This window comes from Candidatus Limnocylindrales bacterium (assembly GCA_035559535.1).
Lineage (GTDB): Bacteria > Moduliflexota > Moduliflexia > Moduliflexales > JAUQPW01 > JAUQPW01.
The window spans coordinates 195,689-218,898 of record DATMBG010000044.1; the positions used below are offsets into that span (position 1 = coordinate 195,689).

The 23,210-nt window shown below is 45.5% G+C and carries 22 protein-coding genes; 13 read left to right on the forward strand and 9 right to left on the reverse strand.

The features are described 5' to 3' along the window. Window positions 1-17: 17 nt before the first annotated feature. From VNM22_17265 to VNM22_17325, 13 genes are all read left to right on the forward strand, one after another. Window positions 18-998: a beta-propeller fold lactonase family protein gene (locus VNM22_17265; protein HWP48908.1), complete on the forward strand. Its 981-nt coding sequence runs from the start codon at window positions 18-20 to the stop codon at window positions 996-998. 122 nt (window positions 999-1,120) lie between these two features. Further along, entirely contained in the window at window positions 1,121-1,627 is a 507-nt protein-coding gene (locus VNM22_17270) for a TQO small subunit DoxD (protein HWP48909.1), read from the forward strand. A gap of 122 nt (window positions 1,628-1,749) precedes the next feature. Beyond that, the gene (locus tag VNM22_17275) at window positions 1,750-3,222 is read left to right on the forward strand and encodes an ATP-binding protein (protein HWP48910.1); all 1,473 of its coding nucleotides are present in this window, start codon (window positions 1,750-1,752) and stop codon (window positions 3,220-3,222) included. 118 nt (window positions 3,223-3,340) lie between these two features. Beyond that, a complete protein-coding gene (locus tag VNM22_17280) occupies window positions 3,341-4,732 on the forward strand; it encodes a sigma-54 dependent transcriptional regulator (GenBank protein ID HWP48911.1) in 1,392 nt (463 codons plus the stop codon). 318 nt (window positions 4,733-5,050) lie between these two features. Next, on the forward strand, window positions 5,051-5,584 hold the full coding sequence (locus VNM22_17285) for a DUF2380 domain-containing protein (GenBank protein ID HWP48912.1): 534 nt from the start codon (window positions 5,051-5,053) through the stop codon (window positions 5,582-5,584). A gap of 96 nt (window positions 5,585-5,680) precedes the next feature. After that, window positions 5,681-6,562, forward strand: a complete 882-nt coding sequence (locus VNM22_17290) for a creatininase family protein (protein ID HWP48913.1) — start codon at window positions 5,681-5,683, stop codon at window positions 6,560-6,562. Between the two features lie 69 nt (window positions 6,563-6,631). After that, window positions 6,632-7,633, forward strand: coding sequence for an LLM class flavin-dependent oxidoreductase (locus VNM22_17295; protein HWP48914.1), 1,002 nt, complete (start codon window positions 6,632-6,634; stop codon window positions 7,631-7,633). A gap of 149 nt (window positions 7,634-7,782) precedes the next feature. Next, window positions 7,783-8,340, forward strand: a complete 558-nt coding sequence (locus VNM22_17300; protein ID HWP48915.1) for an isochorismatase family cysteine hydrolase — start codon at window positions 7,783-7,785, stop codon at window positions 8,338-8,340. Between the two features lie 92 nt (window positions 8,341-8,432). Then, window positions 8,433-8,837, forward strand: coding sequence for a hypothetical protein (locus VNM22_17305; protein HWP48916.1), 405 nt, complete (start codon window positions 8,433-8,435; stop codon window positions 8,835-8,837). A gap of 25 nt (window positions 8,838-8,862) precedes the next feature. Continuing rightward, window positions 8,863-9,858, forward strand: a complete 996-nt coding sequence (locus VNM22_17310) for an LLM class flavin-dependent oxidoreductase (protein HWP48917.1) — start codon at window positions 8,863-8,865, stop codon at window positions 9,856-9,858. A 106-nt stretch (window positions 9,859-9,964) separates the two neighbouring features. Continuing rightward, window positions 9,965-11,599: an FAD-dependent oxidoreductase gene (locus VNM22_17315; GenBank protein HWP48918.1), complete on the forward strand. Its 1,635-nt coding sequence runs from the start codon at window positions 9,965-9,967 to the stop codon at window positions 11,597-11,599. A 177-nt stretch (window positions 11,600-11,776) separates the two neighbouring features. Next, window positions 11,777-12,727 (forward strand): ABC transporter substrate-binding protein, encoded by a 951-nt coding sequence (locus VNM22_17320; GenBank protein HWP48919.1) that lies wholly within the window; start codon window positions 11,777-11,779, stop codon window positions 12,725-12,727. 153 nt (window positions 12,728-12,880) lie between these two features. Beyond that, window positions 12,881-13,174, forward strand: a complete 294-nt coding sequence (locus VNM22_17325) for a GYD domain-containing protein (GenBank protein HWP48920.1) — start codon at window positions 12,881-12,883, stop codon at window positions 13,172-13,174. Window positions 13,175-13,474: 300 nt separating this feature from the next. Here the strand turns inward: VNM22_17325 and VNM22_17330 are convergent, their stop codons facing one another. The 9 genes from VNM22_17330 to VNM22_17370 all read right to left on the reverse strand — a co-directional run bounded on the left by VNM22_17330 (window position 13,475) and on the right by VNM22_17370 (window position 22,970). Then, window positions 13,475-14,248: an SDR family oxidoreductase gene (locus VNM22_17330; protein HWP48921.1), complete on the reverse strand. Its 774-nt coding sequence runs from the start codon at window positions 14,246-14,248 to the stop codon at window positions 13,475-13,477. A gap of 23 nt (window positions 14,249-14,271) precedes the next feature. After that, complete coding sequence (locus VNM22_17335) at window positions 14,272-14,874, reverse strand: 4Fe-4S single cluster domain-containing protein (GenBank protein HWP48922.1); 603 nt, start codon at window positions 14,872-14,874, stop codon at window positions 14,272-14,274. A 79-nt stretch (window positions 14,875-14,953) separates the two neighbouring features. Continuing rightward, window positions 14,954-15,994: a low-specificity L-threonine aldolase gene (gene ltaE / locus VNM22_17340; GenBank protein ID HWP48923.1), complete on the reverse strand. Its 1,041-nt coding sequence runs from the start codon at window positions 15,992-15,994 to the stop codon at window positions 14,954-14,956. Window positions 15,995-16,090: 96 nt separating this feature from the next. Beyond that, window positions 16,091-17,815: a single-stranded-DNA-specific exonuclease RecJ gene (gene recJ / locus VNM22_17345; GenBank protein HWP48924.1), complete on the reverse strand. Its 1,725-nt coding sequence runs from the start codon at window positions 17,813-17,815 to the stop codon at window positions 16,091-16,093. Window positions 17,816-17,901: 86 nt separating this feature from the next. Continuing rightward, window positions 17,902-18,276, reverse strand: coding sequence for a hypothetical protein (locus VNM22_17350; protein HWP48925.1), 375 nt, complete (start codon window positions 18,274-18,276; stop codon window positions 17,902-17,904). Between the two features lie 107 nt (window positions 18,277-18,383). Beyond that, window positions 18,384-20,402 (reverse strand): PQQ-dependent sugar dehydrogenase, encoded by a 2,019-nt coding sequence (locus VNM22_17355; protein HWP48926.1) that lies wholly within the window; start codon window positions 20,400-20,402, stop codon window positions 18,384-18,386. A 129-nt stretch (window positions 20,403-20,531) separates the two neighbouring features. After that, window positions 20,532-22,337, reverse strand: coding sequence for a DNA mismatch repair endonuclease MutL (mutL, locus tag VNM22_17360; GenBank protein HWP48927.1), 1,806 nt, complete (start codon window positions 22,335-22,337; stop codon window positions 20,532-20,534). Window positions 22,338-22,406: 69 nt separating this feature from the next. Next, window positions 22,407-22,745 carry a PilZ domain-containing protein gene (locus VNM22_17365; protein ID HWP48928.1) on the reverse strand — a complete coding sequence of 113 codons (339 nt, stop codon included), beginning with the start codon at window positions 22,743-22,745 and terminating at the stop codon, window positions 22,407-22,409. A gap of 21 nt (window positions 22,746-22,766) precedes the next feature. Then, complete coding sequence (locus VNM22_17370) at window positions 22,767-22,970, reverse strand: hypothetical protein (GenBank protein ID HWP48929.1); 204 nt, start codon at window positions 22,968-22,970, stop codon at window positions 22,767-22,769. Window positions 22,971-23,210 lie beyond the last annotated feature (240 nt).

A 23,210-nucleotide genomic window follows, 5' to 3' on the forward strand; every position in this document is an offset into this window, starting at 1 on the left:
CAACCAAGGGAGGGAAGATGAAATATCCATTCAGATTTATCTACTCGTTAATCAGTGCTCTTCTTATCATTTCTGTAGTGTCAGACATGGGTTTTGCACAAACCCGGCTTCGGGCCTATGTTACCAATGAAAAATCCAATGATGTCCATGTGATTGATATAACGACCGATAAAGTCATTACCAAGATACCGGCCGGGGATAGACCTCGTGGAATTGCTATTACACCGGATAAAACCAAAATCTATGTATCTAACGGTAAATCCAATGATATAACCCTTATCGATCCGGTTACGAATAAGGTCATAGAGACCATTCCAGGTCCTGAGGACCCGGAAGGTTTGAACATTACCCCTGACGGTAAGCAACTTTATATTGTCAGTGAAAATGGTGGATTTACCAGAGTTTTAGGATTACCCGACCATAAACAGTTGGCCGACATTCCCGTGGGTCTGGAGCCAGAAACCGTGGTGATCAGCCCCGACGGAACGAAAGCCTATGTCCCTCACGAAAGCTCCAACGATGTCTATGTAATCTCTACCCAAGAGCACAGGGTTATTGCAAAAATTCCCGTGGGACAAAATCCACGGGGAGTGGCTTTTTCTCCAGATGGAAAAAGGGCCTATGTATCCAACGAACGCTCGGGAGATCTTTATGTTCTAGATACCGAAAAGAATCAAGTCCTGGAAAAGGTTAAATTGGGGGAAAGACCGGTGGGAATCTCTGTTTCTCCCGATGGGAAGAGAATCTACATTGCCCACGGTAAATCCGATGAGGTTAAGGTTTTGGATGGGACAACACTTAAAGAGGTAACTTCGATTCCGGTTCAAGGGGGAAGGGCCTGGTGGACTGGGCTGACTCCGGATGGGAAGAAGCTTTATGTGACCGTAGGTCGAGCCAATTCGGTAGCGGTTATAGATACGGCTTCCAACAAAGTCTTAACCATGATTCCGGTGGGGGAACTTCCCTGGGGGATTATCATTGCAGAAATTCCGAAATAAATAAGAAAGAAAGGTAAGGAACCGTGAGTCGTGGATGTGGATAAAAATAGATGGGTAAAGGGGTCCGCCGATCGCCTTTACTTTCTATTCTTTATTGCCTACAGCCCGCAGTTCTACTATTTATGAACTTACAATATCCCTTGAAATCAACGCCATATCATCCTGATTATGGATTGGCTGTTATTCGAATTGTAACCGGAATCTGGTTTCTTAAATCGGCCTTTACGAAATTAAGTTTACCCCTCCCCATTGTTTCAGAGGATTATATTAATCGACTTCCCAAGCTTTTACAAAGATATGCCAGTGAGAATCCCATAGAGTGGTATAAAAGTTTCCTGGAACATACGGCCATTCCCCAGGCAAAGCTTTTTGCTTTCTTAACGGCTTATGGTGAAACCGGGGTTGGTTTAGGGCTAACTTTAGGTCTTTTAACCGTTTTTTGTGCTTTTGTGGGTTTATTCTTGAGCATTGTCTATGGTCTGGCAACTCACTGGATGAGCCCAGGACAAATGGGCTTTCACGTTTTATTGGTTACCTGTATGCTGGTTTTCTTATTTACCCGCGCCGGTCGTACCCTTGGGATTGATAGATGGCTGGCTCAGAAATTTCCGCAGGGTCTATTTTGGTGAATAAAGGGATATTGAATTTTTCAAATAAACCTTTGAACCTGATGATTCCTTTCCTAGCCCGATTAAAGATAGAAGATGGAAGGAACCTTTCCAGGTTTTGGAACCCCTGAAAGGTCCGTTTTATGAACGTCCGAACTAAATTTCAGATCACCTATTTAATTATGTTTCTCTCCACCCTATTCGTCGGAGGGGTAGCTATCTGGGCTATAGAGAACTGGAATCATACGGCCAATGAGCTTACCCATGCTTATCATCAAGGCCTTCGAACCGAGAAGCTCCGGAGTAATATCTATCGACAAATCAAAGATACTCTGTTTGCTTTCATGGATGGGGAGGATTCCCAGACCATTGAAGCAGAATTTAGCCGATTGGAGGAGGAGATTAAAGAACAGTTTAAAGAACTTGATAGAAATGTAAAAACCGACGAGGAACGCACCTACGCCCAGGATCTCCAGCGAACTCACCAACAAATTGCAGATTGGATTCATACCATGCTCATGCAGTTTGATAAGACGACCGATGTCAGTAAGTGGGCTTTTGAGTATCGGTTGGAAAGATGGACCTTCAAGGAGCAAGAACGCTTGGTTGATCTTCTCAAAAAATATTATGAGAAGGAAGCCAATCGCCTGGTCCAACACGCTGCTTCTGTGGAAAGTCTGGCCAAGATCCTGGTTATTTTAGTTTTTGGCCTGGTCCTGGCACAGGTGATCGTTTTTATCTTGAGCACCCATCGCTGGCTGGTCTTACCCATTGCTCAAATCAGTCGATCCACAGAGATCATCAGTACAGGCAATTTAGATCACCGAATCGATATTCAATCCCGAGATGAACTTGGAAGACTGGCCCAGTCGATAAATAAAATGGCCTATTCTTTACATGAAATTCAGAACCGACTCATCCAGTCAGAGCGTTTAGCAGCCATCGGAGAATTGACTTCCTATGTAGCCCATAATATTCGCAATCCTTTAGCAGGCATACGATATGCGGCTCAAGTCAGCTTGGATGACCTTAAAGAACAAGACTACAAAGGGGTTAAAGAAGCATTGGAGGATATTGTCTCGGCCACGGATAAATTGGGAAACTGGGTTCAGCATCTGCTCTCTTATATTCGTCCTCTTAAACTGAACCTTGTTAAATGTGATCTTCATCAGCTTATCCAGAACAGCGTTTCGGTACTTAAACCCAAGGTTTTAGATCAAGACCTATCCCTGGAATTGGATCTTCAACCTTCTGTGCTTGAGGCATGGGTAGATGCCAATTACCTGGAACAGGTTATCACGGCACTTATTCTGAATGCCATCGAGGCCTCTTCCTCTAAAGGAAGGATTACCATAAAATCTCGAATTCTTCAAGAAAATTCAGGGACGGAATGGATCCATATTCAGGTTGCAGATGAAGGTAAAGGGATGCCACCGGAAGTATTGGCTAAAATCGGTACACCGTATTTTACCACCAAGAGTTATGGAACCGGCTTAGGTCTAGCTATGGCCCATAAAATCATTGCGTACCATCAAGGTACACTGACGTTTTCAAGTGAGCAAGGTCACGGTACTGTAGCTGAAATTAAATTACCTCTTAAAAGAGAGAATAATTAAATAATTAAAATTAAAAGGCAAAAAGTGGGGGTAAAAAAATAAAGGAATTTTTTCCTTAATTTTTGCCTTTGGGTGGTTGGTTTATGTTTGCTTTTTGCCTTTTGATTTTAATTTAAAAATGGCACGGATCGTTATTATTGAGGATGAGACCATCCTGGCAAAATCTATTGCCCGATCGCTGATGAAGATTGGTCATGAATGCTTACTGGCCGAAACGGCCGAAGAAGGACTAAAGCTGATCGGAGAGAAAAGACCTGATTTAGTTCTCCTGGATATGAAATTACCCGGTATGACCGGACTAGAAGCCCTACACCAGATCAAAGCGATCGATCCGGATATTCTGGTTATTATTATTACTGCCCATAGTACCGTCGAAACGGCTGTGGAGGCCATGAAATCGGGTGCGTATGACTATCTGCAAAAACCTCTAGATAAGGATGAGTTGATTCTTATTATCGACAGAGCTCTGGAGCGGGATCAACTTAAACATAAGCTTTCGTACTATCAACAGAAAGAAGCCGAGCAGTTCAGTCAGCTAAAAATCCTGGGGGAATGTCCGGCTATTCAGCAGATTAAAACCTTTATCGAACGAATTTCTCGATTTGATCCCAATTCCAGTGCAGATCTTCCAACGGTTTTACTTTCTGGAGAAACCGGAACCGGTAAAGATCTGGTTGCCCGGGTCATCCATGCAAAAAGTCCGTTTGCCGACCAGCCTTTTGTTGAGATAAACTGTACGGCTCTCCCCGACAGTCTCATTGAATCGGAGCTTTTTGGTTATGAAAAGGGGGCTTTTACAGATGCACGAACTTCCAAGCAAGGATTATTTGAGGCCGCAAATGGAGGTTCCATTTTCTTGAATGAAGTCGGAGAACTCAATCTGCAAGCTCAAGCCAAATTGCTGAAGGTCATCGAGCAGAAACAGGTTCGTCGACTCGGAAGTGTTCGAGATCGCCGGGTGAATGTCAGGATTATTGCCGCGACGAATCGAGATCTGGAGAAAGCCGTTCAAGAAGGGAAGTTTAGAGAAGATCTTTTTTATCGACTAAAAGTTATTACGATCCAGCTTCCTCCTTTACGGGAGCGGGGAGAGGATATCCTCCTCCTTGCGGAGCATTTCCTGAAAGAGTTTATTCGTAAATACAACAGCCCGCCCAAGTCTTTTAGTGAGGCGGCTATTCAAGCCATGAAGCAGTATTCCTGGCCAGGTAATGTAAGGGAGTTGGCCCATGTCATTGAAAGAGCGGTTTTGATGAGTGATCATCCTACCCTTTCGCCGGCTAATCTAGGTTTAGAAAATCAGTATCCCATCTTCCATACCACACCGGATAATCAACTTCAGATTGAATTTCCCAGTACCGGTATCAATCTGGAAGACGTTGAGCGGCAACTTATCGAGAAAGCCCTGGAAATTACCCGGGGTAATGTGACAGAAGCAGCCCGTAAATTAGGAATCGGTCGAGAGGCTCTCCGATACCGGGTACAAAAACATGGTATCAAAATCGGTTGAAATCAACCAATGGTTTATTTCAACCAGGTTATATGCCCCATTTAAAAATTTTTAAGTAACCTGCCTTTCCTGCAAGTCTTTAACTTTAAATATCTTACATATCCTCCCCCATAAAATTTGCTTAGATGGTATAGTTATTGCCTATGAAAGAAGCTGATAGAAGATTTATACCCATGGAACAGATAACCCTTTGCCTCACAAGAGGGATACGAGAGGCTGGAGTTTCAGTTCCTAAAAGGAATGGATGGGAAATTAGGCTTATACACTAGACAAAATTTGCCCATAGATAAGGTGAAACCTTTACTCTAAAGGACTATTATGAAGATAAAAAGAATTGTAATTCTTATCTTTTTTGCAGTAATGATTTCTCAATTGGTTTTTGCCCAGGAGCAACCCCAGCTTAAGATAGCCGTATGGGATCTTAAGCTAGATCTTAGCCTGGCTAACGCAAGTGCTCCTGAAGATCAAGAGGTTGTGAAAAGAGCGAGCGATCGGTTACGGGCAGAAATAAATAAGAAGGTCCATTATGCTTTGATAGATCCAACCCAAGTCAATCAGGTCCTTGAATCCCTGAAGGCAAAGGGATCTGGGTGTGGGAGTTATGAATGTATTTTAGAAGCTGGAAGGATTCTGAAGGCAGATCGCGCGCTTGTAGGTAAGATTGTCAAGATCAGTACACTTATTTCCATCGTATCTGCCCAAATGGTAGACGTAAAGTCGGGTAAAATTTTAAAAGAAGAAATTTTTGAATTAAAGGGAAATTTTCCGGATATTATACCTCAGGGTATGCCTGCTTTATCACGTCGGATAACCGAAGAATCGGATGACAGGTTTCCCCTGTCTTTACAGTGAGGATAACCTTAAAGGAGGGATAACGGGACCGGATCAATGATCCCTCATCCAGGGTTAAAGAGATGAAGGATCATTGTTGAGGAGTGATTAAGGCTTATGAGTCAAAAGGAACGAAACGAAGAGATTTTAAATATCCAGGAATTAGGTTCAGGAGAAATCCAAAAAAAGATGGCCCAGGGTTGTGATACCGTGCTGATTCCCATTGGAAGTTGTGAGCGACATGGCAATCCTTATACTCCTTTGGGAACCGATGGGCTTGTGAGTTTTGCCATAGTGGAACGGGCTGCCCGAAAAGCGGACGTATTGTATACCCCTCTTATGCCATTCGGGTATGCTCCCCACCATATGGGAAAAGTAGGTGAGGGGGCTGGAACGATCACGCTCTCTGCCGAGACCTATCGACGGGTTCTCATGGATATCGGTCGAAGCCTTATTTTTCATGGATTTAATAAGCTCATTTTTGTATCTTTCCACAGCTTCAACGTAACCAACGCCGAAGAAGTGCTTTTTTCGCTTCGATTTCATACAGGGGCTTTTGTAGCCTTTTACGGTGGGCGAGAAACCCCCAATGTCCAACAAATACTTGGGTCTACCCCGGATCGATTGGCCAGTGATTTTGAAGCTTCCATGATTCTTGCGCTGATGGGTGATAAAGGTCTTCATGAGGAACATATGAACCGATCGTACCGGATTCATGCACCAGAATGGATGGGGTCTGCATTTACAAAACGAGCTGGAACCGGTATGGCTGTGAACTTCAAAGGCTCTGAAAATATCTTCTTGGGCATGGACGATTTTGAATTTGTCGAACCGGTTTCTCGGGTTGATCAGGGAGTTTCCAAGGCCAGTGCTGAAAAAGGCAGAATGATTCTGGATCGGGCCGCACAAGACCTGGCCGAGTTTGTAGAAGAAGTTAAAAAGATGAAAATCGAAGTCAGGAACCGAGACTTCCCAGACAGAGCAAGACCTCTCTTTTAGCTTGAGACTTAAGGTTTGAGGCTTAGGATGCCTGAGCCTTAAGCCCCCGTCTCTGGCCTCTTAACTAAAATGAAATTTGGATTTTTCGTAACCGGAACCGCTTCGGCGGATTATGCAGAGCTATTGGAGCAGGCTATATATGGTGAAGAATTAGGATTTGATACGGTCTGGTTAAGGGAACGGCACTTCAATACCGTTGCCGGGCGTAATCTTTGGCCATCCCCTTTGATCATTGGGGCTTATATTGCTGCAAAAACAAGTCGGCTCCGCATTGGAATTGGGAGCCGTATTTTACCGCTGGACCATCCCATTCATATCGCTGAGGATGCGGCTACAGTCGATGTAATCAGCGGGGGAAGACTGGATTTTGGAGTTGCCAGAGTGGGAGAAAACGAGCTCTACCAACGAGGATTTGGAGTACCTCAGGAAGAGACCCGGGGAAGGTTTGAAGAAAGCCTGGATATTATTCTTCAGGCCTGGACTCAGCAACGTATTTCCTATCAAGGTAAGTATTATAAAATTCCAGAAGTAACCATTCTCCCCAAGCCCATTCAGCGTCCTCACCCCCCGGTGTTTGTGGTCGGAAAGGGTCCGGAAAGCCTAAGCCTGGCCGCCAGAAAAGGTTTCCCTATTTTCATTGCGGCGGCTCAAATGATTCCAGAAGTGAAGAAAACCCAAGAGTTTTACTGGAAAGAGCTGGAAGCCGCAGGCCACAGCCGGGATCGAATAGAACTCCCTGTTAACCGCTTTATCTATGTGGCGGAAACCATGGCAAAGGCCAAAGCAGAAATGGAAGAACCCTTCATGGCCTTCTTGAGCCGGGGCACCACGTCAGATATTAAAGAATATTTCTTCCGGGAAGAAAAAGATTTAACATTCGATAACTTGTTCAAGGAAGCCTGTATATTTGGAGATCCTGATTACTGCATCCAACAAATCCAGCGACTCCAGAAAGAAATCGATTTAAAATACCTGCTCTGTACCTTTAATTATTTCACCATCGATCTCAAGCAGAGCCTCAAGTCCATGGAGATGTTTGCGAAATACGTCATGCCCCATTTTAAAAAGTAAATAGTTAAGGTAAATCATACCGGCTAAAGAGGGGGCTTACAGATGTAGAGATTCGGAGCCAGGGGAGGAAAAGATCTCCGGCTCCGGGTTTCCATACTCTGGTCCTCTGGTTATTGATGCTCTCATCATTAAAGAACGCTGCGCTTCTCATGATAGATTTACAGAGGGATTTTTGTGGAGTGGATGGGGCATATGCCCGAAATGGGGTCCCGGTAAACGAAATTCGAAAAATTATACCCCCTTTACAAGAGGTAGTTAAAGTTTGTAAAAGGGGAAAAATTCCGGTTATTGCTTCTCAATATCTTATTTTAACGGATTTAGAAGGCCAGCCTCTTTTGTCCCCCCAGATTCTTAAAGTGAGACCTTTTCTGGCTAAAGAGGGTTTCCGACTCGGAACTCCCGGGTTTGAAATCATTGAAGAACTTCCACCACCTGATTATAAAATCGAAAAAGTAGCTTTCAGTGCCTTCTATAATACGCGTTTGGAGTTTTTATTGAAAAAACTCAATATTACTTCCCTGCTTATAGCAGGGGTTGGGACAAATGGAGCCGTAGAATCAACGGTACGAGATGCCCATTTAAGAGATTATACCCTCTACCTCCTGGAGGATTGTATGGCCGGATTTAATCCGGCTTTACATGAAGCCAGCTTAAAAAATATGGCAACCCTTGGACAGGTTATTAACTCTTCCGTTGTCCTTAGTTAATAATCTGTTGTCCGTTGTAGCCCCACCCCTACCCTCACAGGCGGGGAGGGTAGGGGTGGGGCTACAACGGACAACCCTTCACGGACAAAGTTATGCCGCGATCAGAAACGCTGAGTACTTATATAGATGCCCCGTTTGATAAAGTTTGGGATTTTATTGCCAATCCGGAGAATCTTCACCTCTGGACGGTGGATTTTGCGCAGGCTCCCCCTCAAAAGGTAGGTGACCTTTATAAGGTACAAACACCTCGTGGTGAGCGAGATTTATTTGTTAAACAGAATAAGGAGTTTGGAGTTATCGATTTTTATTTCGGTACGGGAGGTAATTATGGCTGCTCCCCATCTCGGATTATCAGATCTGGAGATGGCGTGATTTATATTTTTACCCAATTTGAACCGACAGGGGCTCCCCCTGGGCTGTTTGAGGTTCTGGTTGGAAATGTTAAAAAGGAGCTGGCTATTCTGAAAGATCTCCTGGAATCTAAAGAAAAAATTTAACCTTACTAAACACGGAGGGAGTGATATGAAATTCGGGATCTTCATTATGGGCACGCAATGTGGAACCTATTTGGATATTTTAGATCAAATGGAATATGCGGAGGAGCTGGGATTTGACGCCGTATGGCTGGCCGAGCGCTATTTCCAGCATAGCCCTCTTCTTTGGCCATCTCCTTTAACTATTGCGGGTTTTCTGGCAGCCAGAACCAAAAGGATTCGGATTGGACTTGCTGCACGAATTCTACCTTTTCATCACCCTCTTCATGTGGCTGAAGACGTGGCTACGGTGGATATTTTAAGCCAGGGACGTTTTAACTTTGGGGTTACACGGGCTGGCCTGGATGAACTCTTCCATCAAGTTTTCCAGGCTCCCCTCGAAGAAACCCGAGACCGCTTTAAGGAGGCTTTGGATATTATTTTCCAGGCTTGGACTCAACCCAAGGTTTCTTACCAGGGTAAATACTATCAAATACCCGAAGTAACCGTCTTTCCCAAACCTTTTCAGAAACCGCATCCACCCGTATTTATGGTGGCGAATACCCCAGAATCTATTCAGTTTGCTGCCCAACGAAAGTATCCCATTTTTATCAACGGGGCACAGAGAATCCAAGAAATGCAATATAATCAGCAACTCTATTGGAAGGCGTTTGATGAAGCCGGACACGATCGATCTGGAGTTCATTTGCTGGTAAATCGTTTTATCTATGTAGCCGATACTACGAACCAGGCCCGGGATGAGATGGAAAAACCCTTTATGACCTTCATCGATGAAAAAGCCCCGGACTTGAAACAATTTCTTATCCGTAAATACGGAGAGAAAGGCCTGGATTTCGATTTCTTAGCCGATAATATTTGTATCTTCGGAGACCCGGCCTACTGTGTTAACAGACTTAAAGAACTTCAAGAGAAAATCGACCTTCGTTACCTGCTCTGCACTTTAAACTTTATCACCGTAGACCACCAAAGATGTGTAAAATCCATGGAACGATTTGCCCGGGAAGTCATGCCCCATTTCCAATAAAACATAATCCCAAAGAGCCTGAAGGATATGCCCCACCCCAAACCCCCCTGTGTACTGGGAGAGGCATATCCTTCAGGCTCTTTGGAGTTAAAACTCTTCTGTATCCATGAATCAGACTATACCCTGCGATGTCCTCGTCATAGGTGGTGGAGGAGCAGGTCTTCGCACGGCCATTGAGGCAAAAAAACTCGCAAACAAGGTTGTCCTGGCCAGTAAAGGAGAAGCCGGACGCAGTGGAAGTACCATGTATTCAGGCTGTTCCATGATTGCCACTCTTCCCACAGACCCTGAGGAAGCCTTTCGCCTGCATTTTCAAGATACGCTGTTTGTCGGTAAATTTCTTAACGATCCAACCCTGGTAGAAGATCTTGTTAATCGGGCAGGGGAAGAAGTTCTGGCCATTGAACAAATGGGTGTTAAGATTCACAAAAAGAAAGGGGGTTTCCTCATGGGAAGGCCGGATGATGCACCAAACCCCAGTGCTGTGGAACCGGATTATACGGGATACGAGTTTCGGGTTCGAGGAGCTGCGTTAACACAACCTCTGAGAAAATATGCCGATCAAATAGGGGTTCAGGTCATGGATGGGATTACAATCCTACAGTTGATCGTCGAAGATGGAGAAATAACCGGAGCGGTAGGGGTAGATACTCAAATTGGAGAAACGTATGTTTTTGCAGCCAAGGCGGTGGTTCTGGCCAGTGGGGGGGCCGGTCAATTGTATGCTTTTACCAGCAACAGTCCGGATATTACTGGAGATTCCTATAGCCTCGCCCTAGAAGCCGGAGTTATACTGCGGGATATGGAATTTGTGGAGTTTAACCCCTGCCGCCTGCTCTTCCCTGACATGCCCACCAACCTACCTCCCGATCTTTTTACCTATGGAGCAGTTCTACGGAATGCTAACGGAGAGAGATTCATCTTGAACCATAATCCCAAAGGAGAAGAAAACTCTTTCCGGGAAGAAATGCCCCGACTCGTATACCTGGAAGTCAAGGAAGGCCGCGGGGTTCAAGGAGGTGTGTATCTCGATGCAACGCCAATTCCCCTAGATATTTGGGAAACCCGATATCCGGCTTTGTTTACCGCATTAAAAAATCAAGGGGTAGATCCTCAAAAGGATTATTTAATTTTTGGAGTGCGCGCCAACATGTTTGCAGGGGGTGTTAAAATCACCCGACAGGGGGAAAGTAACATTTCAGGGCTCTTTGCCGTCGGTGAAGCCGCCGGGGGTGTACATGGAGCAAAACGGTTTGGTGGAAACTCCGTAGCCCATACCCTTGTCTCAGGTGCCATTACCGGTCGGGCGGCTGCCTGGCACGCTCAGAAACGCAGAGAAATTCCAGATTTACAGGGTCACTTAGAAAATGGCTTTGTAAAGAGGTCGGGAACCTTATCCGTAGAAGAAGTCAGTCAACATCTCCGACGAAGTATGTGGGAAAACGTCTCCTTTATCCGCTCAGAAACCTCCTTACAAAAGGCAAGGGCAGACATTCAGGCTTGTAGAAAGGCTCTGGAAGATTGTAGAATCGATGATTTAGCAGACTGGCTGCAGTATAAAATTACCTGTGGGATGTGTCTGGTTGCTGAAGCCATTACCGCATCTGCCCTTTACCGTAAAGAGAGTCGAGGACCCCATTACCGGGAGGATTATCCAAATCAAGATAAGGGTTGGCTGGGCAGTGTAGAGGTTCAGAAAATTGGCTCAGACCTGGTATTAAGTTTTAAACCCAAAACATAAAATTATTTTATTTAATCCTAAAGACACAAAGAGTATAGAGAGGATCAATATGGAGACCCCGGAGACGCAGAGATATAAGGGATCGCAAGATTTAATTCCCTTCTCTCTATGTCGTTGCCTCCTGGGGTTGTGGAATTCCTCAAAGTGTTCTTTGGGCCTTTGGGGTTTTAAGTAATTATGTCCGAGACGCAAAGACCGAATGGTGTTATGAGAGGAGCCTTTGAGACCACGGGGAGCTGCCGGTTGGTCATGTATGTAATCAAAAAACTTGAGTTAGACGCCAAGCATGGTTTTCTGCTGGATATCCGTTACGTAAAAGATGAGGTTCAACGCTCTTTGGAATCGGTAGAAGTCGCTCTTCAGGAAGGTTCCACCGATATTATCAGCATCGATTGGATTTCTGTAGCCCGGGAACGTGCCCATGGAATTCCCATCACGGCAGGAGTTCCGTATGGAAGAACCATTGGAGGACTCGTCGCCCGTCAGGATTCTTCCATTCAAAGCCTGGAAGACTTGCCGGGGAAACGAATTGGTGTGGTCCGAAAGGTAGATAAAAACTGGATTATAACCCGTGCGGCCTGTCTTAAAAGATATGGATTCGATCCTCAAAGGGAAGCTACGGTGGTGGAAGCTTTATCAAAAAGCAAACTCACCTACCGATTGGAAACCGGAGATGTCGAAGCCGGACTTCAGTTCTGGCAATTGATCCCCCATCTGACAGTATCGGGCAAGTTCCGTCAGGTAGTGGATATGATCGACCTCCTCCCTTATCTGGGCGTCCAGAAGATGATCCCCTTCTCGATCTTTACTTTCCGTGATGAGTTTGTCCAGCGTCAACCCCAGACCATTCGAGCCTATGCCCGTGCCTTTGCAGATGCAGTAGATTATATGAAGCAAAACGATGACATCTGGGAAGAACTCCGAGAGAAAATGCTCCCTGAAGAGACCCCGGAAGTGGTTCATGCCCTGCGAGACCGATGGCGGGCACGTGTAATGACCAACTGGAATGAAGAAACCATTCGAAATATTAAGCTTTTCTTTGAAGAAATGTTGAAGGTAGGAGGAAAAGAGGTTCTCGGAGTCGACAGAATTCCAGAAGGGACGTTTACCCTGGGGCTTACTGCTTGAGAGAAAATAGAAAAATACTCCCCTAGGTTCCGGTTCCCATGTCAGATTTCAATAGAGAATAAAATAGAAGCTCAGAAAGCCCCTTTAGCAAAACCTCTCAGGCATCCGTAACTTGCTTCATGAAAATTTATTTTGAAAAAAGGAGTAAAGAATATGGCAACATATATTTTATTAAGTACTCTCACCGATGAGGGGAGAGAGACCGTCAAGAAACACCCGGAGCGCATCCAGGAGGTTAATAAAGAACTCGAAGCTATGGGGGCCAAAGTGATCAGCCAATACGCGGTGTTAGGTCCCTATGATTTTGTTAATATTGTGGAAGCTCCAGATAATAAAACCATCTATCGTATCTCCGTGGAACTGGGTTCACGGGGTACCGTCCACATTATAAGTTTGCCTGCTATTCCTGTTGATGAGTTTGTGACCATGCTGAAAAGTAAAAGTTAGTTTCCAGACCTCTTTTTAAGCTTTCAAGAACTCTCCTCCCAGGAAGTTCAAGGATGTTGCCTGAAAGGAACGGCTACCCTGTGGAACAGCGGCATTAAGTTACCTAATGTAATAGAGATACCAGACATGGCGTCTTTACAAAGTTCTGAGAACCTGTCCTGAGTCTCTGGATAGAACTCAGGACAGGTTTATCAAAGGACGAACGGGGAAGAAACTGAATCGTTTACAGCAGACTTCGGCAGGAAACCGGTTCTACCTCTTTTAGGTAGATAAGGGGGTGAATCTGTTTCTCCAAGTACCTCAAGAAAGTTCCATCCCCCCTGAAAAGTTAAACCGTTCTGCCGTTACGTAGGCTGCGGCATCTGAAGCCAGCCATACAGCCGCTTCAGCTACCTCTTCTGGAGTTACCCGCCGTCCCATCGGAAGATCCCTGGTACGCTCGGCTTTGAGCTGTTCTTCCGTTTTACCGGTTAACTTCATCATTTCTTTTTCTATGGCGTCTACCATACCACCGGTCATTCGGCCCGGAGCTATGGTGTTGACGGTAACCCCATAGGGGGCCCAGGCCACTGCAGCGCATCGCGTCATGCTATCGACCGCCGCTTTACTTGCACAATAAGAGGTAAAAAAAGGAAAACCTGATTTGGAAGCAGGACTTGTAATGTTGATGATTCGTCCAAACTTTTGGGAAATCATGACCCGGGCAGCGGCTTGCATGCAGAAGAAAGCACCCCTTGCATTCACGGCAAATACTCTATCCCAGCGTTCGGGGGTTACTTCCAGGATAGGATCAACCAGGGAAATGGCGGCACAATTAACCAAGATATCTAATCGACTCCATCGGTCTACCACGGTCTGGATCAGTCGCTGACACGCTTCAGCATCTGAAATGTCTATCTGATAAGCCATCCCTTTGTGACTCTGATTAATTTGTGTGAGGGTTTCGACGGCTGCGTCATAATCCAGATCGGCTACGATAACAACGGCCCCCTCCCGGGCATAAACTTTGGCAATGGCCCGGCCCAGACCATTTCCACCCCCCACCACTAAAGCAATACGATTATTCAGAATCATAGAAAAACTCCATTCCCGACCGGTCAAAATAAGGGATCAATTCCACTCATTACCATATTCCCCTCAGGGGTAATGATAACCTCAGCGTGGGGTACAGACTGGATATCGACCATGGTATATCGGTTTGTAAGAAAATGGATGGTTTTATTGGCCGAACCCCTTAAATCACGGGCAAGGCGTTGGGAAGCCTCATAACGACCTGCGAGGAGAACATCAATATAGGAAAGGACTTCCGGCCCCTCCCCTACTCTCCTCTGCGCTCCGGATCCTACTTGCCCAGGTATCCGATCTTTCATTTTTTTAATTTCTTCCCAGGTAAAGCCTGTAAAGAGAATCACGGAAAGGGAAGTCTCGGTCTTAACCCGCCGTAGCAATTCTGTAATTGCAACCCGTTGCTGAAGAGGTTCGCCACCGCTGATGGTAATCCCCTCAATCTGATCTTTAAGTGCCACAATGCGTTGAAATAACTCCACAACGGATGTCCACTTTCCCCCGATAGCAGAATGTGTTTCTGGATTAAAACAACCCGGACATCCTAAACTACAAAATTGGGTCCAGATAACGGCCCTCTTTCCCGGTCCATTGGCTACACTTAAAGGAACAAAGGCATGAAGGTTGAGTAGCATACCCCCTTCACTATCCCATCTTATATCCCTTTGCATTTCAGGTGATAATTAAACAGCCCTTATAGAAGGATAGCCGGAGTTAGCTTTCCAGTACCTTTTTCACGATCTCCACGGCCTCTTCTATATCCTTCCGGGTTACATCCAGGTGGGTAACTCCTCGCAAGAAGGACTTTCCAAAGAAGGTAAACAAAACCCCATGTTCTTTAAGCTTACTGGCCACTTCGCGACTGGTTTTACCAGTCTCGGCTACGTCGAAGATGACAATGTTGGTTTCGACAGAATCAGGATCTAAGCGGATTCCTTTGATGGTACTCAGACCCCGGGCCAGGATTTTAGCATTTTCATGGTCTTCGGCCAGACGATCCACATGATGTTCCAGGGCATAGAGTCCTGCAGCAGCCAGGATGCCGGCCTGGCGCATGCCCCCACCGTACATTTTTCTATACCAGTGGGCTTTATCGATGAATTTGGCAGAACCTGCTATAACCGATCCAACGGGAGCCCCTAATCCTTTAGATAAGCAGATGGAGACCGAATCAAAATACTGAGCATATTCTATGGGTTTGATCCCGGTGGCCACACAGGCATTCATCAAGCGAGCCCCATCCAGGTGCATGGCAATTCCATACCGATCGGCTACCTTTCGAATTTCGATGATCTTCTCCAGGGGATAAATTTTGCCACCACCCCGGTTATGGGTATTTTCGATGCAGATTAACCGGGTGGGCGCAAAGTGATGGTCTGTAGTCGGACGGATGGCTTCTTCAATCTGTGCAGCCTCCATAACTCCCCGATCCCCTTTGATCGTATAGAATTGAATGCCGGCCAGGGCAGCGGAGCTCCCGGCTTCGAAGTTGAAGGGATGAGCACCCGCCTCAATAATCACCTCGGTTCCAGGTTCAGTATGGGTTTTGATACAAAGCTGATTTCCCATGGTCCCGGAAGCCACAAAGAGTGCTGCTTCTTTACCTAACAGGTTAGCTACTTTCTGCTGTAAGACATTTACGGAAGGGTCTTCTCCAAACACGTCATCTCCCACTTCGGCCTCGAGCATGGCCTGACGCATGGCGGGAGTCGGTTTAGTAACGGTATCACTGCGAAGATCAATGATTTTTGTCATTGGTTTATTGTGTTGGTTGTCCGTTGCCGGTTGTTTTTTTGTCCAGCGTTGTAGGAGTTTATTCCCCGACACAAAAAACAGCCAGTAACGGAAAACTTAGAATTTAATATCCTTGAGGCGAAGCTGGATACGGGGCTTCCCATTCCGGTTGTTGATTTGAGGACTAAATACCACATCTATCCGAGGCAAAGAAGGAAAAACTTTTTCCAGTAAACTTTTCATTCCAAAACCGATGGCCTCGGCTGGAGTCTGGGTTATAGACTGCCGCACTTTCATCTTCAAATGATTTTCTCCGACAATGCAAGGAGATCGCATAATCTGCAGACCACGGGCTACAAAAACAGGTTCTGGATTCCCTAATCCAAACGGAGCACACTTTTCTAACTCCTTAATAAGCTGGAGTGTTATGCAATCTAAATCAACCTCGGCATCTATTTTGATTTGAGGAATCAGATCTTCTCGGGAGAGTTTTCCGGCTCCAATTTTATTAATCTGGTCTCGAAAGGAACTAATCGCCGAGGTTTCAATGGTCAAACCTGCAGCGGTCATATGACCGCCAAAATTTTTTAACAAACAAGCACATTCCCGGAGCGCCTCAAAAATGGAAAAAGAAGGGATACTTCGGGCAGATCCTCTGCCTATTCCATTGAATTCTGCAATTAAAACGGTTGGGCGATAGTATACTTCCACGATTTTAGAAGCGGCTATTCCAATGACTCCCGGATGCCAATTGGGAGAGGAAAGGACTAAAATATTTCCCTGATCCAGATGATGTTCCGTCTCAATTTTAGCGAAGGCTTCGTCCAACACGTTCTGCTCAACTTCCTGCCGTTCTCTATTCGCCCGATCCAGATGACCAGCTATCTCGAAGGCCAGGCGATAATTATCGGTCGTTAACAGCTCGACAGCCTCTGAAGCATTTCCCAATCGTCCGATGGCATTGATCCGGGGGGCCAGACTGTATCCTATATGCCTGGACTGAATCTCTTCTTCTTCGAGTCCGGCAACCCGCTTGAGTTCTATGACACCGGGTTTTTTACTCCGGCTTATCTGCTTTAAACCGTATTTAACCAGGATTCGATTCTCACCCAGCAGAGGGGCTACATCGGCGATAGTTCCCAACGCCACCAGATCCAAACAGTTGTAAGGTGGAATTTCTTCCGAAGGAGGAATTCCTAAGGAGGACATCAGGGCAACGGAAAGTTTATAAGCAATCCCTACACCGGCCAGGGATTTAAAGGGATACAAACATTCTTTTTGCCTTGGATTTAAGATGGCCGTGGCTTTTGGAAGGACCGGAGGGGCCTGATGATGATCCGTAATCAGAACCTGAATTCCCAACTCATTGGCCAGTTCAACTTCCTTACAAGCAGAAATACCACAATCTACCGTAATAATCACTTTGACTCCTTGTTGTTTAGCCTTTTGGATGGTCTCACAGCTCAAGCCGTATCCTTCTTTGAGACGTTGGGGAATATAGTAAGAATAATTTGCATAGAGTTCCCGGAAAACCCGTACCAGTAAAGCAGTACCCGTAATCCCGTCTACGTCATAATCCCCATGGATCATGATGAGCGATTTATCTTGAAGGGCGCGTTGGAGACAGGTGACCGCTTTATCCATATCTTTCATAAGAAAGGGGTTATGAAGGTTGGTTAAAGAAGGCTCTAAAAAATCACTGGCGGCCTCCAGAGTTTCCAGGCCTCGATTCAAAAGGATAGAGGCTAAGATCGAAGAAATCCGAAGCTCTTTGGAAAAGAATTCCAGCTTTCCTTGATCTATCCGGGGTATAACCCATTGCTTTGGTAGTTTAATCCTCATCTTAAGAATCGAGTTGAGAAACCCGCTTTCTTACGTCCAATAGGTTTATAACCGGTCCATGAAAACGGGCTTCTAGAAGTTATTATCTAAAGATCAAGCTCCAGTTCCGGCATTTCTTTCCATTTGGGAGGGGCCTGAGGTTTAAAATTATGGGTAGCGACGAAGGTCGTTCCATGATAAAAATTAACCTTAAACTTTCCCCCTCCGAAATTTTCCCGGATAAATTCCAGGGGATTTTTCAAAAGTGGCTCCATTTCTTCCCCACGGTAAAATGCCAGGGTTTTGAACCGAACCGTAGACATCCAGGGTTCTTGTACCAGCAACTTCGCCGAAGAATCTTTAAAAATCCTCTCAAACTCCTCCTGTACAGCCTCCTCACTGGGAGGATCTCCCAGTTTATACTTAAGTGCTTTAATAATATAGTCTTTGTAGAGATTAAATACCCATTCTGGTTTTTCCATAGACATTTAAGACCCTTAGAAGCTATATTAAAACTCCGTGGAGGTTATCTTTGATCTTAAGTTTATCGTGTAGGAAAATAAGGAGGATGTCAAGCTGAAAATACGACTTAAGGGGGGGCAATAAGCCACAGGCCACTTCTATTTTGCCAGACCGCAATATCCGCCTTTCCATCTCCATCAAAATCTGCCGGAACCGGGGTATCGCCCTCCTGGCCCCATTTTATCACACGGGAACCGCCACTTGAAAAGAGGAGATACCAGTTTCCCTCTGCAGGCCGCCATACGGCTATATCGGCCTTCCCATCTCCATCAAAATCTGCAGGGACCGGTACATCTTGAGAAAAACCCCAGGAGATTACGTGGAAACCACCTCCTGAGAAGAGGAGATACCAGTTTCCCTCTGCAGGCCGCCATACGGCTATATCGGCCTTCCCATCTCCATCAAAATCTGCAGGGACCGGAATATCTCCCGGAAGCCCCCATCGAACCCTTCTGGAACTGTTTTGTGCTGAATACCCTGGATTACCGGAAGGTTGAATCACCCATTCCCCTCGAAGGGGTCTAAAGACGGCCAGATCCGTGATTTTATCCCCATCGTAGTCCTTCGGAACCGGGACATCCAGGGAATTTCCAAATTTTTGTATGAAGACGCCATCCCGAGATTTTTGAATAAGCCAGGTTCTACGGGAAGGTCGAAAAACAGCCAGGTCTGCATGACCGTCCCCATCGTAATCACCCGGGACGGGTTGATCTCCCTGCAAACCCCAGGATTGGACAATAGGAGCCGTCGGTGGGTTATTTTTACTTGGTAAAATGTACCAGATGCCATTACTCGGTCGCCATACAGCTATATCGGCTTGATTATCCCCGTCGTAATCTTTAGGGACCGGGGTATCTCCAAAAATTCCCCAATTTACAGAACTTGGAGTGGGGGTAGGCGTTGGGAGGGGGGGCGGAGTGATCGAAACAAACTTATAGATTTTCCCATCGAAAGCACAAACATATAACTCGTTCCGTTTATCCACTCCAAAGGAAGCAATATTCAGCCCGCTGTTCAATAACAACGTGTTCACGGGCGGATTAACTCCGTCATAACTCAACGTCCAGATTCTTCCAGAAATATAATCCCCATAAACATATTTTCCATAAAGCTCAGGAACCCCCGTTCCCCGGTAAACATACCCTCCGGTAACCGAATCACCTCCGTTGCTATCATGGCCATATTCCCATATGGGAAGGGTAAGACCAGAAGTGTCACAACCGGAAGGAGGATCATAACAGTGATTTCCTTCCATAATTCGCCAACCATAATTCTTTCCCTTTTCTATAAGATCAATCTCTTCCCATAAATTCTGACCTACATCTCCTGCCCATAGCCATTTTGTAACAGGATCGAAACTAAATCTCCAAGGATTTCGTAGTCCATAAGCATAAATCTCCTCTTTATAACCCGAGGTGTTCCCCACAAAAGGATTATCAGGGGGGATGGCATAGTTATTACCACCTGAAGTCTTATTTACATCGATCCGCAGGAGTTTACCCAGTAAAACCGATCTATTTTGGGCGTTATTTTGAGGATCCCCGGCAGAACCGCCGTCCCCCAGACCAATATACAAATAACCATCCGGTCCAAAAGCAAGCTGGCCCCCGTTATGATTAGGGTAGGGTTGAAGAACTTCAAGCAAAACAACCTCGCTGTTTTTATCAGCAGAATCCGGGTCCGTAGAACTGACCATGTATCGTGCAATTACAGAACGAAGTGGATTCGGTGCGGTATAATTCACATAAAAGTAGCCGTTGTTTTTGTAATTGGGATGAAAGGCCAGTCCCAGTAATCCCAATTCACCTCCACTGATGACCCGGGCGCTGATGTCTAAAAAAACTTTTGCCGAAGTGACCGAGGGGGAGTTATTGAAGACGTAAATAACACCAGACTGGGTCACAACAAATATTCGATCGGTTCCATCTCCTGGGTGTTGTAAATCCAGAGGATTGTTAAAGGAAAGGTTGGGGAAGGCCGGTTGGAGTGAAACCTGCGCCTCAGAACGGGGTACTATAACAAGGAAAAGAAAGGAGAATATGAAAAAATTTAAGCGTTTCATGGTTTCTTCTAAGTAACCGATCATAGCCTTTTGTAATCAATTTTTGGATGATCCGGTAGGATGGGCTTCAAATCCGCTCCTACCTTTCCACGAAAAGGATGGTAGAAATCCCAAAGTTATTTACGACCGTCGACTTAGAGCCACTTCCTTTCGTCACGTCCTGCGGAACTTTTTTTCCAGTTCATATACACTGATTTTAAATGTTGTAGGACGACCATGGGGACAGGTATAGGGAAGCTCTACCTGATCCATCTGGCGGAGCAGAGCAGTTATTTGATCCAGGTTAAGAGGATCATTGGCCCGAACTGCCGCATGGCAGGCCATCACCGTAAGGATCTGGTCCATTTTTTTCTCAGGGTCTGGAGCTCTTTCTGGGTCTGCTAACTGATCCACCACATCGGCCAAAAGTTTGGGATAATTAGCTTTCATTAGCAGTGCAGGAACCGCTTTTAAGATATACGTACTTCCCCCAAAGGGTTCCAATTCTAGACCGTATTTACTTAAAAATCCCAGATGTTCCAACAGAAGATGACTCTCCCGGTAAGAAAATTCTAGAGTGACCGGAAAAAGTAAGGGTTGGATATCTATCTTAGAGGTTTTCAGCTTTTTTTTAAATTCTTCATAGAGAACCCGTTCGTGGGCTGCGTGCTGGTCTATCAAAATCAACTCGTCTGAAGTCTGGGCCAGGATGTACGTTTCATGGAACTGCCCGATGGGATGAAGGGTAGAAAAAACCCGGCGAGGAGATTCCGAGTCATAGGATTGGATGAGTGCAGGACAGATTTCCCTATCTTCACTTTGCCACTCCTTGCTTTTATCTTCTCTCTCTGGAATCGAAGACCAGTCTTCAGAACTCAAAATGGCAGGCCAGGAAGTATTTGAGATTGCCTGTTGAACTGAATCTTCGGCGTGGAGTCGATGGGAGGAGGGAAATTCTCCGGGGAAAGACGGTAAGGTAGAGATTTTTAAAGAGTTTCGGAGGGTGTTACGAATGGCATCCACGATAAAATCGTGGACGCCCTTTGGGTCTAAGAATCGAACTTCCACCTTAGCAGGATGCACATTGACATCCACCCACTCTGGGGGGATTTGAAGAAATAAAATTGCCACAGGATAGCGCCCTTTGGGTATTAAGGTTTCATAAGCTTCCTGGATAGCGTGGGAAAGAACTCGATCCCGGATTGGTCTTCGGTTTACAAAAATTTTCTGATAGTTTTTATTAGCCCGATGAAAGGAGGGAAGGCCCAGGAATCCGGTTAAAACCAGTCGATAGGCTTCTTGATGAACCTCTACCAGTTCCCTGGCAAAGGATCTTCCAAAGATGCTAGCAATCCGTTCCAAAGGTTGAACCCCTCCGGCTGCCTGGATGGTTTCCCGAGCATTATGAATCAGGGTAAAGCTTATCTCTGGATGGGCTAAGGCTTCATCAATCACGACGTCGCTGATATGGCTCAACTCCGTCATGGTACTTTTTAAGAACTTTAAACGGGCCGGGGTGTTATAGAAAAGATCTCGAACTTCCACCGAAGTCCCCGGGTTGGCTGCAACTTCTTCGACCTTAAGGATCTTGCCACCCTGGACTTCCACCCGAACCCCGGTAAGCATTTCGTTCATTTTTGAGGTCAGGCTAACCTTTGAAACGGAGGCAATACTCGGCAGGGCTTCTCCTCTAAATCCGAAGGTTTGGATACGAAAAAGATCTTCTAAAGAAGCAACTTTACTGGTAGCGTGGCGCTCAAAGGCCAATATTGCTTCTTCTGGATTCATACCGTAACCGGTATCGGTTACACGAATATAACCTTGACCACTACCTCGAACTTCGATAATTACACGGGAAGTCCTGGCATCCAGGGCATTTTCCACTAATTCTTTGACCACCGATGCCGGACGTTCGATCACCTCCCCTGCCGCAATTTGATTGGCAACTTTTTCTGGAAGTACTTTAATTCGGGAAGACATAAAACGAGTCAAAGGTCAGAAGCCAGAATTATTCTTAGCTTTTTACTTCTGGCTCCTGATTTCTGACTTCTAAACAAAGTACTCCCAAGTCAGATAACTTTGGAGAATTTCTCGATCTTCCTCGCTCATTTCTATAAATTCCACGCCTGTCATGAAAACCTTGCCCTTGGCCCGCACATTGGTTATTCTTGCCTTACATCTAATCCTGGCTTCCCCTAGCAGCATATCCAGATCCAATATACTATTGGGCTCGAATTTTTCTCTGAGTTCCAATAGGGCTCCTCCCTTCCCCAAGTCCAGAGTTCGAATTACATTTCCGTCACTGTCTATGGTCCTATCATCGGCATAGTGTCGGTAAGTACCTAAATGAATAGAACTAAGCCGGGTATATCTACGCTGCTCTTGCATAAGACCCTCCTCGTATAGGCCTTAATCTCTTAAAACCCTTACCCGTTTGAGTATTTTGCCGTACCGATTCAAAGCCCTTCGATACAACATTAAAGCATAGATATTCCTCGATCTGGCAAGGTTTTTAAGTTTCATACACGCCTTCCTGGCCTGTACTATTTCTTTTTTTTCCTTCGGTGATAAAAACCATCGTTCTTCAGGGGATAACAACCCTAATTCTTCCATACCGATCACCTCCATGTCAATTGGGAGAGGTGATACTCTCTTGAGATTTCCATCCTAAATAAAAGTTTCTTGACTAACTATACAAAATTCCCTATGCTAAGTCAAGCACTTTAGTTGATTTGATCTTTGTATCCCTTTAAAGAAATTATCTCAAACGGTCCAAACCGAAGCAGGAAGGCATGGCTGAGTTTTCTATCTTAAGGTAGGATGATATTCTGCCTTACTTCCTGGACAGGTTTA